Raw genomic sequence first — 16,051 nt, forward strand, 5'->3', positions numbered from 1 at the left:
TGCACCCCTCCTGTGCGGTAATCTCTGCGTTCGGTCCAGGGGCTATAGCTCAGGTGGTTAGAGCGCTTCGCTGATAACGAAGAGGTCGGAGGTTCGAGTCCTCCTAGCCCCACCACACTCGTTGGGAGGTCCACCACGTGAGAGTGCTGCTGCTGGTGCTCGCACTGCTGGGCGTGGCCTATGCGGCAGCCATCACCGTGGCGCGCAACAACATGGAAGTGTGGCACACAGCAGCAGGTGAGGGGCCTTAGCTCAGTTGGTAGAGCGCTACCTTTGCAAGGTAGATGTCAGGAGTTCGATTCTCCTAGGCTCCACTCAAGTTTCCGTTCCGCGCGACCCGATCAGCCGTACGGCTGAGGTTGCGGATCCACACTCGGCGCCAGGGTCGATGGCTCGGGCTGTCCCGAGCGGCGCAGCACGCTGAATGCGACGGCGCCCGCACCGAGTAGGCCAACGACCGCCAGCCCGGTCAAAGCGCGCGGCAGCTTGCGCTTGCGGGCACCGCTGACCACCTCCGGCAGGGCGTCCACCACATCGGCGACGGCGTCCTGTACCTCCGAAGACACCGCCTTGCCCCGACGCAGCAGCCTGCCCGCCACGCTGGTCGCCGATTTCGCCAGCCCGAAGCCGAGTCCGGCGGTACCGCGCGAGACGTCGATAGGGGCCAGCGCCGCCTCCTTGAGGCCACGCACGAGACGCTCCCCGGAGGTCAGCTTCACGGCAGGTTCAGCGTTCTTGGTCAGCAGGCTCATCGTCAGCGGGTCCCTTCGTCGGGCGGTGATCTCCAGAATGAGTGGTACTTCAGATTGCCACCTTTGCACCACCTATTGGGAAACATCCGCATGAATGTCTTTTCGGCGCGGATAAGGTGGTCGTCGTGACTTCACCAATCCAGACACAAACCGCCACCCTGCACACCAACCACGGCGACGTCGCCATCGCGCTCTTCGGCAATCACGCCCCGAAGACCGTCGCCAACTTTGTCGGCCTCGCCGATGGCAGCAAGGACTACTCCACCAAGAACGCCAAGGGCGAGGCCGCCGGCCCGTTCTACGATGGAGCCGTCTTCCACCGCGTCATCGAGGGATTCATGATTCAGGGCGGTGACCCGACCGGCACCGGCCGCGGCGGCCCCGGATACCAGTTCGGCGACGAGTTCCACCCCGAGCTGCAGTTCGACAAGCCGTACCTGCTGGCCATGGCCAATGCCGGACCGGGCACCAACGGCTCGCAGTTCTTCATCACCGTCGGCAAGACCCCCCACCTGAACCGCAAGCACACCATCTTCGGTGAGGTCGTGGACCCGGCTTCGCAGAAGGTTGTCGACGCCATTGCCTCCACCTCCGTCGGTCGCGGCGATCGTCCCACCGAGGACGTCGTGATCAACTCCATCACCATCAGCTAGGTCTTGATGGCTCATCCCGGACAGGTACCGGTCTACGGGTGCGCGTGGCACCCGGACCGGGCCACCGCGGTGCGCTGTGTGCGATGCGGGCGCCCCGTGTGTCCGGACTGCATGCGATCAGCGCCCGTGGGGCAGCAGTGCGTCGAATGCGTCCAGCAGGGCGCCAAATCGATGCGTCAGGTCAAACCGCTGCGGCAGGCGCGGGCCTGGGTCACCTGGGCGCTGATCGCCGTCAATGTGCTCGTCTATACCGCCGTCGTGGGGGGCAGCGACGAGACGATGGCCGTCACCACTAGTCCGCTGTTCCGCGAACTGGTGCTGTACTTGCCGTGGGTGGCGCAGGGTGAGCTGTGGCGCACCGTCACCGCGGGCTTCCTGCACTTCGGTCTGATGCACATCGGGGTCAACATGCTCTCGCTGGCGTTGATCGGGCCCGGGCTGGAACACGCCTTCGGCCGCGAGCGATACGCCACGATCTATGGCACCGCGTTGCTCGGCAGTAGCGCCATCGCGATGTGGTTCAGCCCGAATGCCTTGGTGGCCGGTGCCTCCGGCGCCATCTACGGTCTGCTGGGTGCGGCACTGGTGCTGTATCTGCGGGAGCGTTTGAACCCGCAGACCATCATCATTGTGCTGGTGCTCAATATCGGGCTGAGCGTCTCGCTGCCGGGTATCTCGTTGGCCGGACATATGGGCGGCCTGTTGTTCGGCGTACTCAGCGCCGGTGCGCTGCTCTACTACCGCGAGGTGTGCCGCGCGGTAGGCACGCCGGACCTTGCCCAGAAGCCGTCGACACCCTGGGTGCTGGCGGCCGTGGTGACCGCGTTGTCGGTCGCGCTCATTGTGGCGAGGGTGCTCACCTACACCGGTTAACTCACAAGGGCAGTTTGGCTTTGAGAAACTGCCATTGGGTGTGCTGCTTGACGATGTCCGGCACATCGTCGGTGAAGGGACGCTCGTAGTGCGCGGCGATCTCGGCAGCCGTGTGTACCTCGGTGATCCAGCCGTGCCCCGTCAGCCAATCCGCGGGTGGCATGCGGGAATCCGGATATGTGAGCATCCAGAAGTTCGCTGCCCGGATATATTCGGGGACAACGGGTTCGGCGAGTGATTCCCACGTCTCGGTCGAGGACAAGAAGATGTTGGCGTCGCTGCAGATGGCGCTGCCCGGCGCGGACAGCTCGATGATTCGTTCAAACAGCAGGTCCTGACTCTCGCTGGGTATGCCCGCCATGATCAGCGGAGCGATCAGCCAGGCGGTGGGTTGTTCCGGGTCGAAGCCCGCGGTGCACAGATCCTCGACCCACGGTCCTGCCGTCGTCGCCACGGGCACGAGCCGCTGCGTCACGGCAGCGACGGAGCCGTGCTCCTTGAGTACACGGCTTCGGAACTCCAGCGTGTGCGGATGGTCCACCTCGTACAGAACGGCATCCGTCGGCCATGGGAGTCGGTAGGCCCGAGTGTCCAGACCCGCGACAAACTGCACGACTTGCCGGGTTCCCAGCGCAAGCTCCGTGGTGATGAAGTCGTCACCGTATCGCGTGAAGATTCCCGACGCGTTGATGAGGAGGAAAGTGCCGTCGGCCGCCGACGGGTTCTCAGGAAATCCTGTCGCGAGGAAGGCACTACTGAGGGGCTCGTTCGCCGCGGCAACCAGGACCGCCGCGAGCGGATCATTGATCAGTGGGTGGCCGCGCTGACTTTCCAATGCACGCAGAGCCGCGGCGATCAGGTCGAACTGGTACTTGTGCGCCGGTGAGGTCACGGCCCTTTCCCGTTGACCGTCCAAGGAACCACCTGCCTTCCTGCACGTTGTTTTCAAGATATCCAGGGAGCGGCCAATCCGCGACGGTGTTGCGCAAGCTACCTGGCGGAGCCAGTCACCCCAGCGATCCTCATGGCGCGGCGAGCTCCTCGCACGGGGAAGGCTGCGCGCAATGCGCAAGATAATCGCTCGGCAGCGTCGCGGTGAGGAAACGGCGGTCCGCCAGATCGTCGAAATCCGGGGCCAGCGTGTCGCCGAACGGCCTGCCGTAGCGCTCGGCCAGCTCACGGGTGGTGCGTGTCCGGGTCAGCCACCCGTGCCCGGATAGCCAATCCCCGGGAGGGGTGCGTTCGTCGTAGCGCGCGAGTGCCGAGTAGTCGGCGCCGCGAAGTGCGTCCGGGAGAATGGCGCCCACGACGTCACCCCATGCCCGCCCCGAGGGGGCTAACGCGTCGTTGTCCGTCGAAATGGTGCTGCCCGGAGCCGACATTTCGATGATCCGCTCGAACATCGTGTCCTGGCTGCCGCCGGGGAGGTTGCAGATGACGGATTCTGCGAGCCATGCCGTGGGGGCGTCGGGGTCGAATCCGGCCAGGCTCAGCTCCGCCTGCCACTGATCACCGAGTCCACACAGGACCATGCGTTGGGTCGTACGAGGCGTGACACCCGCGTTGTCGAGTGCCTTCATCTTGAGCGTGAGGACCTCGCCATAGTCGATCTCATAGACGGTGGTTCCGGCGGGCCAGGACAGTCGGTAGGCGCGGGTATCGAGTCCCCCGGCCAGCAGCACCACCTGACGATTGCCGTTCTCGACGCAGGCGAGCAGGGATTCGTCGTAGTACCGGCACATCGCCGCCGCGTAGTTGGTGAGCAGGGACGTGCGGAGCTCATCCGCCGTCGACGGCTCCTCACGGAGGCCTGCGTCCAGGAGCGCGAGTGTGTGGGGATCGCCCACCGCTTCGAGGACTGTTCGAGCGTGCTCGTCCAACAGCAAAGGATGTGCGCGGCGGGCCTCGAGTACCCGCAGGGCAGCGATGGTCAGCCCAATCTGCATGCCCTGGCGGACGAATCCGCCGCTATGGCCGTCTCCCGACATGAAACTCAGCTCTCAATCCCCCAACCGTCAAACGACAGGCCTTTGCCAACTGGCCTGTTCGTACAGACGGCACCCTTGTGACCGATTGCATGGGAAACTTTAGTCGAGGCGGGACGGAAGGTCCCACCCCGGCGCTCCCCCGCGTGCCGCGTTCGCGACGGCTAGCGCGTGGCGGAGATGAAGTAGGCGTCTGACCACAGCGAAGTGATCTCGCTGTGCTCACGGGGGGCGGGCCGCCCGTAGTCGGCGGCCTGCTCCAGCCGGTTGATGGTAGCGACCTGCCAACCATGTTCACCGAGCCACTCGACGGGGTCTTTGCGCTCATCGTCGTAGATGAGATCGCCGATGCTGATGTCCTTGAGGAAGTCCGGCCGGAGCTTGTTGACCGCATCCTGCCACTGACTGGCGGTTGCCACCTGGCGGCGCCATTCGGTGGCGAGGAAGCTGCCGGGGGCGGAATGCGCGGTGATGCTCTCGAACAGCGCATCCTGGGCGGCACCGGGGAGGTAGGCCAGCAGGCCCTCCGCGAGCCACGCCGTCGGCTTGGCCGCGTCGAAGCCCGCCGTCTCCAGCGCCGCGACCCAGTCGTCGCGAAGGTCGACGGCGACTTCGCGCCGCTCGGCCAGGGGTGTTGCGTTCTGTTCGGCAAGGACGTGGTCCTTGAATTCGAGGACCTTCGGCTGATCGAGCTCGTAGACGACGGTGCTATCCGGCCAGGGCAGCCGGTACACCCGCGCGTCCAGGCCGGCGGCCAGGATTACAACCTGCCGGACGCCGGAAGCCGTTGCAGTAGTGAAGAATTCATCGAAGTACTTGGTACGAACGGCGAGATGATTGACCAGATAGGTGGTGGCGACGTCCCACTCGGACTCGGGTTTGGGGGCCGTCAGCGCCTCGGTGAGGTGGGGTTCCCCGGAAGCCTCGACGAAGGCGCGAGCGTACTCATCGCGGATGAGTGGCTCGGAGCGGATGGTCTCCAGGGCCCGGAACGACGACACCATCAGGGCCGTGAAACCGACGCTGCTGACAATGTCCCACTGATCGCCATCGGTCCGTGTCATGTGGCCGCCTCTTACCTAGGAGTAATTACCTAAGGCAACGATACGCGTGTTGAAGCCCTCACGCCCGATAGCGGGCGGCGCGCAGCGCTTCGTACACGTCGCGGGGGTCGGTACCCAGATCCCAGCGGTTCAAGACGATCAGGTCATCTCCGGACTCGATCTCCAGCAGCCGGGTGCGCCGACCGAGCCTGCGGAACTCGGTGACCTTCACCGAGTCCACGGTGGCCCGGGGCAGCAGCGTGACACGGGTGAGGCCCTGCAGCTCGAGACCCTCGTCGACGATGCGCAACTTCGGGCGGCACCGCCAGGACACCGCGGCGAATCCCAGCAGACCGAGGGCGGCCACGGCGGCCAGCAGACGTCCGGGTGCATCAGCGACAAGGAAGACGGCGATACCGAAGGCGACACCGACCAGCGCCGCGGCGGCGATGCCGGCGGGTTTCGGGCCCCATTCGGTGGCGGATGCGGTCGGGTTATCCACAGGCGTTATCCACAGTGGGGATAAATCACATCGTTGTGATTGGGTGTCTCGCGGGTTGACTCGATGCAAACGGGTGCTAACCGAACCGGCAACGGCAACATGGGATCGGTCAGGTCTTTTGTCACCGCCACCGCATGGTCAGCAGCAGCCCGGTGATCATGAAGGCAAACGCGATGGCGTAATTCCACGGGCCCAGATCCAGCATCCAGGTGATGTGCTGGGCGGCGAGCTGGAACACCATCAGCCAGGCCAGGCCGATGAGCATGAGGGTGAGGAAGAGCGCGACAAACCAGACGCTCGACGGACCGGCCTTCACCTTGACCGGGGTGCGGCTAACGGTGGTCGCGTTGAACGCGGACTTCTTGCGGACCTTGGACTTGGGCATCGACTACCTCGGAAGCATCTCGGATATGGCGGCACGACGACGGATCGCGGTGGCCGGAGTCGTTATGGGTTCTTACGCAGGTTACAGCGCGGTGCTGCGACAATCTTCTGGTGACCGCCGATGAGCCCCTAGCGCGAAGAGGTTCAGACCCCGATGAGGCCCCCGAACGCGGGGAGGACCCCCAGCGCACACCGGGGGTCCCTCCCGCTCGCGGGGGCCGCATCTGGCGCGTTGGCGTGCCCCTGGTCTGTGCGCTGGCCGGCTTTCTGCTGGCCGCGACGCACACGGTGTCGGGTGGCAACGAGATCCGCCGGGGCGACTCGCCATCGCCGCGGCTGGTGGATCTGGTGCGTGAGACGCAGAAGTCGGTCGACAGGCTCAGTGCCGCCCGTGACGGCCTGGCCAGTCAGATGGCGGCCGCGCGTGAGCAGTCGGCAGGGGGCGACAGCAAGGTGGCGGCGGCACTCGCGGAAACCGGCGAGATGGCCGATGCCGCCGGAGTGCGACCCGTCACCGGCCCCGGTCTGGTGGTGACGCTGACCGATGCCAAGCGCGACTCGTACGGCCGTTTCCCCCGGGATGCGTCGCCGGACGACTTGGTGGTGCATCAGCAGGATGTCGAGGGCGTGCTCAATGCCCTGTGGAGCGCGGGTGCCGAGGCGATCCAGATGCAGGATGACCAGCGCCTGGTCGCCAGCTCGGTGCCGCGATGTGTGGGCAACACGCTGCTGCTGCACGGCCGCACCTACAGCCCGCCCTACGTGATCACGGCCATCGGCGATGCCGACACCATGCAGGCGGCGCTGGACGCGGCGCCGTTGGTGACCCTGTATCGGCAGTACGTCGCGCGATTCGGCTTGGGGTACACGGTGACTCGTGGACATCATCTCGAGGTGGCCGGATATCGGGACGCGGTGGGGCCCGGCCGCGCGGTGCCGTTGCAGGGTCCGTAGGCATCGTGTGTCACCGTCCGGGTAAACCGGCTGGGAAAACGCTGGCGCGTGTCCGTACCCTGGATCTGTGCGCATCCTGGTCGTCGACAACTACGACAGCTTCGTGTTCAACCTGGTCCAGTACCTGGGCCAGCTCGGCGTGGACGCGGTGGTGTGGCGTAACGACGACCCGCGGCTGGCCGATACCGACGCGGTGGCCGCCGACTTCGACGGCGTACTGATCAGTCCCGGTCCGGGCACGCCGGAGAGCGCGGGGGCCTCCATCGCGATGGTGCATTCCTGTGCGAAGACGGGCACCCCGCTACTCGGGGTGTGTCTGGGACATCAGGCGATCGGGGTCGCGTTCGGCGGCACCGTCGACCGCGCGCCGGAGTTGTTGCACGGCAAGACGAGCACGGTCGAACACGAGGACGCCGGGGTGCTGCTCGGTCTGCCGAACCCGTTCACGGCCACCAGGTATCACTCGCTGACGATCCTTCCCGATACTGTGCCCGAGGGGCTCCGGGTAATCGCCCGCACGGCCAGCGGGGTAATCATGAGCGTCATGCACACCGAGCATCCGATCCACGGCGTGCAGTTCCACCCCGAGTCGATCCTCACCGAGGGCGGGCACCGGATGTTGGCCAACTGGCTCACCTATTGCGGTGCGCCCCTTGATGAACCGCTGGTGCGTTCGCTTGAGGCAGAGGTCGCGTCGGCGCTGAACGGGGTCAGCGGGCGAGTGGCCGCCCTCGGCGGGTGACGCTCTAGCCCGCGCCGAAGCGCAGCTTGATCGGTCCGTTGTATCCGACACCCGCGCCGGGTAGCGGATCCTGAGAGACCACGCGAGCTCTGTTACCGCCATCGGACGGCACATCCTCGGTGCTCAGTCCCCCGCCTTGCCACCCGGCCTGGTACAGCATCGGCTCGGCATCGGTCCAGAACTTGCCCACGATGTTCGGCATGCGGAACTGCCCGCCCTGGGAGACCCGGATTTCGATGACCCCGTCCTCGGGGAACATGGTTCCGGCCGGCGGATTCGTGCTCAGGATCTGACCCTTCGATTCCGGACTGGGAACGGGGATCACGGTGGGTGGTGCGGTAAAGCCGTAGGTGGGCAGGTTCTTGAGGGCGACGTCGACGTTCTGGCCGACAAGATCCGGAGCGGGCTTCTCTCCCGGGCCCTTGCCGACAACGATGGTGATGTTGTTGGTGACGGCCGAGTACTGCCCCGCCGGCGGGTTGGTGGCCATGACCCGGCCCTTGTCTTCGGGCAGCGACTTGGTCTCGCTCTGGGTGAAGGTGCCCTTGAAACCAGCGCCCTGAAGCTTCTTCACCGCGTCGCCGAAGCTGAGGCCGTGGCAGTCGGGTACCTGCTGGCTCTCCGGTCCGATGGACACGTTGAGGGTGACCTCGGAGCCCGCGGACACAGTGGAGCCCTTCGCGGGGTCGGTGTCGATGACCTTGTCGGGAGCGAGCTTTGAGCTGGTGTTCTTCTGGATCTTGGTCTTGAAACCGAGGTTCTGCAGCGCTGCCACGGCCTCGGACTGCGACCTGCCGGTCACATCCGGAACCTGAACATCGCGCGAGGGCCCGCTGCCCAAGATGATGGCGAAGGTGACCACCACGGTGAGCACCACCAGTGCGGCCAGGCCAACCAGCCAGCGGCTCAGCGGATTGCGCCGCGGCTCCGCGTAATGACTGGGAAGCGGGTTGGTCTGGGGCCCGGTGGCCGGGTACGCCTTGGAGTTGGCAGGGGTGTTGAGCATCGAGCTGCGCTCGGCGTCGGTGAGGACCTTCGGGGCCTCCGGTTGTTCGCCCTGGTACACCCGCATCAGGTCGGTGCGCATCTCGGCGGCGTTCTGGTACCTGTTATCAGGATTCTTCGAAAGTGCCTTGAGCACAACGGAATCCAGTCCGGGCGGAATCTCCGGGTTGCGCTTGGACGGCGCCACCGGATCTTCACGTACGTGCTGGTAGGCCACCGCGACGGGTGAATCACCGACGAAAGGCGGTTCTCCGGTGAGCAATTCGTATAGGACGCAGCCCAGCGAGTAGACATCGGAACGAGCGTCCACGGTCTCGCCGCGCGCCTGCTCCGGCGAAAGATACTGCGCTGTACCGATGACCGCCGCGGTCTGGGTGACGCTGACACCGGCGTCCGACACCGCGCGCGCGATCCCGAAGTCCATCACCTTCACCGCGCCGGTCTTGCTGATCATGATGTTGGCGGGCTTGACGTCGCGGTGGATGATGCCGTGCTGATGGCTGAAATTGAGCGCCTGGCACGAGTCGGCGATGACTTCGATCGCTCGGCGGATCGGCATGGGGCCGTCGTCCTTGACGATGTCACGCAGGGTGATGCCGTCGACGTACTCCATGACGATGTACGGCAGCGGCCCGGTGGGCGTCTCGGCCTCACCGGTGTCGTAGACCGCGACGATCGCGGGGTGGTTCAGCGCGGCGGCGTTCTGCGCCTCCCGGCGGAAACGCAGATAGAAGCTGGGGTCGCGGGCCAGGTCAGCGCGCAGCACCTTGATCGCGACGTCGCGGTTCAACCGCTGGTCGCGCGCCAGGTGAACCTCGGACATGCCTCCATAGCCGAGGATCTCCCCCAGCTCATAGCGGTCCGAGAGGTGCTGCGGAGTGCTCATTACGGTGATTTCGTCCCAGTGATCGGGTCCGGTTCGTCGACCGGAAGCAGAGCCACGATATTAGCTGGCGCAAGCGCTCCTGGCGAAGCTGAACCTGGACTTGAGGGTGCCTCGCTGCTCGAGGTTGTTGCCGAGGGGAGGGGAATGTCGTTCTTCTTCTCGCTGGCTCGCAACAAGATGAGCGCCGCGATGATGATCGCGAAGATGCCCAGCACCGCGGCGGCCCACATCAGGGCCTTCTGTCCGGGCGAGAACGTGCCGCGCCGGGGCGGTGGCGGCCGGTGTGAGCCCGTCGGCTGGCGGGTGCGGGACGTGGGCGGTGCGACGCGGCTGGGTGCCCCCACGGCGGGCCGCACCTGGGTGGCGGGCGGGATGGCCGCCGGCGTGGCCCGGCTGATGGTGGGTGCCTGGTTGGGCCGGGGCGGGCGCCGTCCGGCGCGTACCGCGGCCACCGCATCGGCGAACGGGCCGCCGCTGGTGTATCGGTTCTGCGGGTTCTTCACGAGCGTGATCTCGATGAGCTCGCGCACGTTCGGCGGCAGGTCGGCCGGCAGCGGCGACGGCGTTTCCTTGATGTGCTTCATCGCGACCGTCAACGCGCCGTCTCCGGTGAACGGGCGCTTGCCCGAAACCGCTTCGTACCCAACGACTCCCAGTGCGTAGACATCGCTGGCGGGGGTGGCGTCGTGGCCCAGCGCCTGTTCGGGGGCGATGTACTGGGCGGTGCCCATCACCATGCCGGTTTGGGTGACCGGGGCGGCATCCACGGCCTTGGCGATGCCGAAGTCGGTGAGTTTCACCTGCCCGGTGGGCGTGATCAGGATGTTGCCCGGTTTCACGTCGCGGTGCACCAGCCCCGCGGCGTGCGCGACCTGCAGGGCGCGGCCGGTCTGCTCCAGCATGTCCAGCGAGTGACGCAGCGACAGGCGGCCGGTGCGCTTGAGCACCGAGTTCAGGGGCTCGCCGTGCACCAGTTCCATCACCAGATAGGCGGTGCGGCCCTCGCTGTCCATATCGGTCTCGCCGTAGTCGTACACGCTGGCGATACCCGGGTGGTTGAGCATGGCGACGGTGCGTGCCTCAGCACGGAACCGCTCGATGAACTCCGGGTCCGAGGAGAATTCGGCCTTGAGCACCTTCACGGCCACCTTGCGGCCCAGACGGCTGTCGGTGCCCTCCCACACCTGGCCCATACCGCCGGTGGCAATGAGCCGCTGCAATCTGTAGCGACCCGAAAGCGTTTCTCCCACACGTACTGTCATGAGGCTCCCTGTAGTGCTGCGGCGATGACCTGTCGCCCGATGGGTGCGGCGACGGAGCCGCCGGTGGCCGCCAGTGCGCGGTCTCCGCCGTCTTCGACGAGTACCGCGATGGCCACCTGGGGGGTGACCGGCGTGGCCTGAGGATCAGTTGTGGCGCTGGACGCGGGAGCGAAGGCGATGTACCACGCGTGCGGCGGGGTGTTGCGCGGATCGGTGCCGTGCTCGGCGGTGCCGGTCTTGGATGCGATCTGCACGCTGGGGATGGCACCGGTCTGCGCGGTGCGCTGTTCTGAGGCAATCATCAGTTCGGTCAATGTGTTCGCGATAGCGGGTGTCACGGCTTGGCCGATGTCATCCGGGGTGGTGGTGGACAGATTCGAAAGGTCTGGGCCCTTAAGGCTATCGACCAGGTGCGGCTGCATCAGCAGGCCCTTGTTGGCGACTGCCGCGGCAACCATCGCGTTCTGCAGCGGGGTCACCGCGACATCCTTTTGCCCGATGCTCGACATCGCGACGGCCGCGTCGTCGGACATCGGCCCGACAGTGGAGGTAGCCACCTGGAGCGGAATGCCGTCGAGCTCGTGGTCGAGACCGAACGCCTGCGCGGCCTTGACCAGCTTGTCGCGCTTGAGTTGTTCGGATCCGAGTTTGGCGAAGGCGGTGTTGCAGGAGCGCGCGAAGGCCTCCTTCAGCGTGGTGTTGTCGCCACCGCCACAGGAGGCTCTGTTGTAGTTCTCCAGGGTTGCGTTGCTCCCCGGCAGGAAGATGGTCGGCGACGCGGTCACCTCGGTGTTGACCGTCTTGCCATCTGCCAGTGCCGCCGCGGTAGTGATCACCTTGAAGGTCGAGCCGGGCGGGTACGTCTGCGAAATGGCGCGATTCAGCATCGGTTGCGCGGGGTCGTCCTGCAGCCGCTTCCAGGCCTCGTTCTCCTGCGCGGAATCCTGACTGGCGAGCAGATTGGGGTCGTAGGAGGGCGTCGACACCATCGCGAGGATCTTTCCGGTGGAGGGCTCGAGCGCGACCACCGAGCCGCGGCAGCCGTTCTTGCACCCACGGTGCATGGCGTCGTAGGCGGCCTGCTGCACATCGGGGCGAATCGTGGTGACCACGCTGCCGCCGCGGGGGTCGCGGCCCGTGAAGAAGTCCGCGAGCCGCCGACCGAACAGCCGAGGGTCGGATCCGTTGAGCACGCTGTCCTCGGCGCGCTCCAATCCGGCGCTCGAGTAGTTGAGCGAGTAGAAGCCGGTGATGGGTGCGTACACCAGCGGGTCCGCGTACTGCCGCAGGAACCGGAAGCGGCTGTCGGTGGCCACCGAGGAGGCGAGCAGCTGCCCACTGGCCGAAATCTGTCCCCGCTGGCGCGAGTACTCGTCGAGCAGCACCCGTTGATTGCGCGGGTCGGCTCGCAGCCCGGGCGCTGTGAACACCTGGGTGAGGGTGGCATTGGCAAGCAGCAGCACGACCAATCCCATGACGACGAGAGACACCCGGCGGATCGATGTGTTCATACGCGATCGATCAGGTCTGTGCGGGCCTCCGCGATGGGGGCGGCGTTGGGCGCGGAATTAGTGGTGAGCGGCCGGCGGGCGATGTGCGATATGCGCAGCAGGATGGCCAGCAGCACGTAGTTGGACACCAGCGACGACCCGCCATAGGAGATCCAGGGTGTGGTGAGTCCCGTCAGCGGGATCAGTTTGGTGACACCGCCGACGACGATGAACAGTTGCAGCGCCAGTGCCGCCGACAGCCCGCAGGCGAGCAGCTTGCCGAAGCTGTCCCGCACCGCCAGCGCGGTGCGGAAGCCACGGACGATCAGGATGGTGAACACCAGCAGTACCCCGGCCAGGCCCACCAGTCCGAGTTCCTCACCGATTGCGGCGATGATGAAATCCGTTGAGGCGGCCGGAACCGTGCCCGGCTGGCCGTTTCCGAGGCCGGTGCCGAAGATGCCTCCGGTGGCGAAGCTGAACAGCGACTGCATCATCTGATACCCGTTACCGTCCGCGTCGGCGAAGGGGTCGAGCCAGGTTTCGACGCGCACGCGCACATGCGCAAACAGAAAGTACGCGAGGAACGCGCCGACGACGAAGAGACCAAGCCCGATCAGCACCCAGCTGATCCGTGCCGTGGCGATGTACAGCACCGTCAGGAACGAGGTGTAGAGCAGCAATGAGGTGCCCAGGTCTTTCTCAAAGACCATGACTCCGACCGAGATTGCCCATACCGCCAGCAGCGGGCCGAGGTCCCTGGCCCGAGGCGACTCCACGCCCCAGTAGCTGCGGCCGGCGGTGCGGAATAGGTCGCGTTTCGTCATCAAGAAGGCGGCAAAGAACACCAGCAACAGGATCTTGGCAGCCTCGGCGGGCTGAATCGACAAGAACGGCAACTCGATCCAGATCTTGGCGCCATTTCTTTCCGAGGCCGAGGATGGCAGCAGCGCCGGGATGGCCAGTAAGACGATGCCGACGATCCCGAAGGTGTACCCGTATCGCGCCAGCACGCGGTGGTCCTTGACGGCAGCCAGCACACCGACAAGTGCCGCGACACCGACCAGCGTCCATAGCACCTGCGCGTTGGCTTCCAGGGTCTCGGTGCCGTCACCGGCGGCCACCTTTGCCAGGTCCAGGCGATGGATCATGACGAGTCCGAGGCCGTTGAGCAGCGCGACACAGGGCAATAGCAGCGGATCGGCGTACGGGGCGTAGCGGCGAATTCCCAGGTGCGCCAACATAAACAGGACGAGGTACGCAAGGCCGTACTTCAGCAGGTCCAGTGACAGACCGCGTTCGAGGTTGGCCTCGACGAGGATCAGGGCGACGGTGGTGATCGCGGCGGCGAAGCCGAGTAGCCCCAACTCCGCACTGCGTCGTGTGGATTGGGGCGGTGGCGCGGTGCCTGCCCCACGGGCCACTACAGCGGTTTGGGGCGCCGTCGTCATGACACGGTCCGGCAGGTAACGCCCGGCTCTTGTGGTGGCGCCGGCAAGGGCGCCGGCGCAGGAGTGGATGTTGTGGTCGGCGTGGTGCTCGCGCCGGGGCTCGTCGTGGACGTAGGCGTGGGGGACGGCCGCGTGGTGGTCGTGGTGGCGGCGGCGGAGCCGGATGTGGTGGACGGGGTGCGTCCGGCGGTGGTCGGCGCGGGTGGCGGGGTCTTGGGGGCGGGCGGCGCGCACGGTGGCAGCGCGTTCTTGGTGAGCTGACGCAACTGGCCGATCGCCTGGTCCAGGGTGCCACCGGGCAGGCCGGCTTCGACCTGCTGTCGCTCGGACGGCCGCAGGTCTGACACCTTGAAGTACTTGCAGGACAGGCCGGATGCGGGTTCGCCGTAGCTCACCAGCGACATGTCCCCACGGCTGTCGAGGCAACCGACGAGGTCGGGCCGCTGTAGTCGATAACCGAGGAGTGAGCCCTGGACGCCCTGCATGATGGAGACGTTGCCCTCATGGGCGCTCACGTAGTAGTTGTTCAGCACCACGCGGCGGCCGATCGCCAGTCCGGACAGCGCGATCAAGACCACGAGCACCGCCGCGATCAACCAGCGCAGCCGGCGCTTCTTGGGCTTAGCCGGATCGGAATCGGTTGTGTCGGAATCGGATTCATCCTCGGCCGGCTCCGGCTCTTTGAGGGTGCGCTGAATGGCGGCGGCGCGCCCGGCCGCCGTGTTCGGCGGAGGGGTGTCGGTGTCGTCATCGGCGGATATCGCCCCCGCCACGATCGGCCGGGTCTGCCCGTAGTCCAGCTCCACGACATCGGCGACGACCACGGTGACGTTGTCGGGTCCCCCGCTGCGCAGGGCGAGCTCGATGAGCCTGTCGGCCGCGGCGGAGACATCGGGGATTTCCAACGCCTCGGCGATGGTTTCGTGACTGACCGGGTCGGAGAGTCCGTCCGAACAGAGCAGGTATCTGTCCCCGGCCTGCGCCTCACGCATGATGAGCGTCGGTTCGACGGGTGCACCGGTGAGCGCACGCATGATCAGCGAGCGCTGCGGATGGTTGTGCGCCTGCTCGGGGGTAATGCGCCCCTCGTCGACAAGAGTCTGGACGAAGGTGTCGTCCTTGGAGATCTGGGCCAGCTCACCGTCGCGCATCAGATAGGCGCGCGAGTCACCGATGTGCACCATGCCCAACCGTTTTCCGGCGAACAGGAAGGCCGTCAGGGTGGTGCCCATTCCGTCCAGCTCCGGTTCGGCGCGCACGTGATCGGCGATCGCCCCATTACCTGAGTAGACCGCGTCGGCCAGCGTGTCCAGCAGGTCGCCACCGGGTTCGTCGTCGTCGAGCGGCGCCAATGCGGCGATGACCAGCTGAGAGGCGACCTCGCCGGCGGCATGACCGCCCATGCCGTCGGCCAATGCCAAAAGACGGGCTCCGGCATAGACCGAGTCCTCGTTGTTCGACCGCACAAGTCCGCGGTCGCTACGCGCGGCGTAGCGAAGTACCAGTGTCACGAGCGCAGCTCGATCACTGTCTTACCGATACGTACCGGCGTCCCCTGGGGAACCCGCAGTGCCGTCGTCACCTTCTCCCTATCCAGATATGTGCCGTTGGTCGATCCTAGATCCTCGACGTACCAATCCGGCCCGCGTGGCGATAGCCGCGCGTGCCGCGTCGACGAGTAATCGTCGGTCAGGACCAGGGTTGAGTCGTCGGCGCGGCCGATCAGAATGGGCTGTGTGCCGAGCGTTATCCGCGTGCCCGCAAGTGCACCCTCGGTGACCAGGAGGTACTGCATCTGCCGCTTGCCCGCCTTCGCGGGACGAATGGCGCGCAGGTTGAGCCCGCGATTGGCCATCAGCTGACCGGTCGGGGCGTAGATATCGGTCCGCAGGATGCGCAGCACCGACCAGATGAACACCCACAGCAGTAACAGGAACCCACCGCGGGTGAGCTGGAGCACCAGTCCCTGCATCCGGTTGTCGTTCCTCTCGCTGGTCCATCGCGCCTCGGCGAGGGTGTCCGGAGACCGGACATATTCGGCAGGGCAACGATACTTGGCTGGGTTACCC

Annotated in this window: 16 protein-coding genes and 2 tRNA genes; 6 read left to right on the top strand and 12 right to left on the bottom strand. The window is 66.1% G+C overall.

Features of this window, described 5'->3' with window-relative positions:
* Window positions 1-38: 38 nt before the first annotated feature.
* Both DSM43276_RS00090 and DSM43276_RS00095 read left to right on the top strand, forming a co-directional pair.
* Window positions 39-115, top strand: a tRNA-Ile gene (locus DSM43276_RS00090).
* Window positions 116-241: 126 nt separating this feature from the next.
* Window positions 242-314: transfer RNA gene (locus DSM43276_RS00095), tRNA-Ala, on the top strand.
* A 27-nt stretch (window positions 315-341) separates the two neighbouring features.
* Here DSM43276_RS00095 and cwsA read toward each other — a convergent pair.
* The gene (cwsA, locus tag DSM43276_RS00100) at window positions 342-752 is read right to left on the bottom strand and encodes a cell wall synthesis protein CwsA (protein ID WP_078328754.1); all 411 of its coding nucleotides are present in this window, start codon (window positions 750-752) and stop codon (window positions 342-344) included.
* A 116-nt stretch (window positions 753-868) separates the two neighbouring features.
* Between cwsA and DSM43276_RS00105 the strand changes: the two genes are divergently transcribed.
* Entirely contained in the window at window positions 869-1,405 is a 537-nt protein-coding gene (locus DSM43276_RS00105; RefSeq protein ID WP_211196699.1) for a peptidylprolyl isomerase, read from the top strand.
* 126 nt (window positions 1,406-1,531) lie between these two features.
* Window positions 1,532-2,278: a rhomboid family intramembrane serine protease gene (locus DSM43276_RS00110; RefSeq protein WP_234802979.1), complete on the top strand. Its 747-nt coding sequence runs from the start codon at window positions 1,532-1,534 to the stop codon at window positions 2,276-2,278.
* Window position 2,279: 1 nt separating this feature from the next.
* Here the strand turns inward: DSM43276_RS00110 and DSM43276_RS00115 are convergent, their stop codons facing one another.
* The 5 genes from DSM43276_RS00115 to crgA form a co-directional block, all read right to left on the bottom strand.
* On the bottom strand, window positions 2,280-3,170 hold the full coding sequence (locus tag DSM43276_RS00115; protein WP_157896020.1) for an SAM-dependent methyltransferase: 891 nt from the start codon (window positions 3,168-3,170) through the stop codon (window positions 2,280-2,282).
* A 130-nt stretch (window positions 3,171-3,300) separates the two neighbouring features.
* Window positions 3,301-4,266: an SAM-dependent methyltransferase gene (locus DSM43276_RS00120; RefSeq protein ID WP_078328757.1), complete on the bottom strand. Its 966-nt coding sequence runs from the start codon at window positions 4,264-4,266 to the stop codon at window positions 3,301-3,303.
* A gap of 161 nt (window positions 4,267-4,427) precedes the next feature.
* A complete protein-coding gene (locus DSM43276_RS00125) occupies window positions 4,428-5,327 on the bottom strand; it encodes a class I SAM-dependent methyltransferase (protein ID WP_078328758.1) in 900 nt (299 codons plus the stop codon).
* 58 nt (window positions 5,328-5,385) lie between these two features.
* Window positions 5,386-5,808 (bottom strand): PH domain-containing protein, encoded by a 423-nt coding sequence (locus tag DSM43276_RS00130; protein ID WP_078328759.1) that lies wholly within the window; start codon window positions 5,806-5,808, stop codon window positions 5,386-5,388.
* A gap of 121 nt (window positions 5,809-5,929) precedes the next feature.
* Window positions 5,930-6,193 (bottom strand): cell division protein CrgA, encoded by a 264-nt coding sequence (gene crgA, locus DSM43276_RS00135; protein ID WP_078289620.1) that lies wholly within the window; start codon window positions 6,191-6,193, stop codon window positions 5,930-5,932.
* A 236-nt stretch (window positions 6,194-6,429) separates the two neighbouring features.
* Here crgA and DSM43276_RS00140 point away from each other — a divergent pair, with 236 nt between their 5' ends.
* On the top strand, window positions 6,430-7,146 hold the full coding sequence (locus DSM43276_RS00140; protein WP_078328760.1) for a DUF881 domain-containing protein: 717 nt from the start codon (window positions 6,430-6,432) through the stop codon (window positions 7,144-7,146).
* Window positions 7,147-7,213: 67 nt separating this feature from the next.
* The gene (locus tag DSM43276_RS00145) at window positions 7,214-7,888 is read left to right on the top strand and encodes an aminodeoxychorismate/anthranilate synthase component II (RefSeq protein WP_078328761.1); all 675 of its coding nucleotides are present in this window, start codon (window positions 7,214-7,216) and stop codon (window positions 7,886-7,888) included.
* 4 nt (window positions 7,889-7,892) lie between these two features.
* On the opposite strand, the gene pknB is transcribed toward DSM43276_RS00145, so the two are convergent.
* The 6 genes from pknB to DSM43276_RS00175 are packed head-to-tail and all read right to left on the bottom strand — an operon-like array spanning window position 7,893 to window position 15,954.
* Window positions 7,893-9,779, bottom strand: coding sequence for a Stk1 family PASTA domain-containing Ser/Thr kinase (gene pknB, locus DSM43276_RS00150; protein ID WP_078328762.1), 1,887 nt, complete (start codon window positions 9,777-9,779; stop codon window positions 7,893-7,895).
* Window positions 9,779-11,041: a serine/threonine-protein kinase gene (locus DSM43276_RS00155; RefSeq protein WP_078328763.1), complete on the bottom strand. Its 1,263-nt coding sequence runs from the start codon at window positions 11,039-11,041 to the stop codon at window positions 9,779-9,781. The genes pknB and DSM43276_RS00155 overlap by 1 nt, the downstream gene beginning before the upstream one ends.
* Entirely contained in the window at window positions 11,038-12,552 is a 1,515-nt protein-coding gene (locus DSM43276_RS00160; RefSeq protein WP_078328764.1) for a penicillin-binding transpeptidase domain-containing protein, read from the bottom strand. The genes DSM43276_RS00155 and DSM43276_RS00160 overlap by 4 nt, the downstream gene beginning before the upstream one ends.
* The gene (locus DSM43276_RS00165) at window positions 12,549-13,982 is read right to left on the bottom strand and encodes an FtsW/RodA/SpoVE family cell cycle protein (RefSeq protein WP_078328765.1); all 1,434 of its coding nucleotides are present in this window, start codon (window positions 13,980-13,982) and stop codon (window positions 12,549-12,551) included. The genes DSM43276_RS00160 and DSM43276_RS00165 overlap by 4 nt, the downstream gene beginning before the upstream one ends.
* Entirely contained in the window at window positions 13,979-15,493 is a 1,515-nt protein-coding gene (locus DSM43276_RS00170) for a PP2C family protein-serine/threonine phosphatase (protein ID WP_136628961.1), read from the bottom strand. Before DSM43276_RS00170 ends, DSM43276_RS00165 begins: the two co-directional genes overlap by 4 nt.
* Window positions 15,490-15,954, bottom strand: coding sequence for an FHA domain-containing protein FhaB/FipA (locus DSM43276_RS00175; protein WP_078304541.1), 465 nt, complete (start codon window positions 15,952-15,954; stop codon window positions 15,490-15,492). Before DSM43276_RS00175 ends, DSM43276_RS00170 begins: the two co-directional genes overlap by 4 nt.
* Between the last annotated feature and the right edge of the window lie 97 nt (window positions 15,955-16,051).

The sequence above is a fragment of the Mycobacteroides salmoniphilum genome (assembly GCF_004924335.1).
In the GTDB taxonomy this organism is placed as follows: Bacteria; Actinomycetota; Actinomycetes; order Mycobacteriales; family Mycobacteriaceae; genus Mycobacterium; species Mycobacterium salmoniphilum.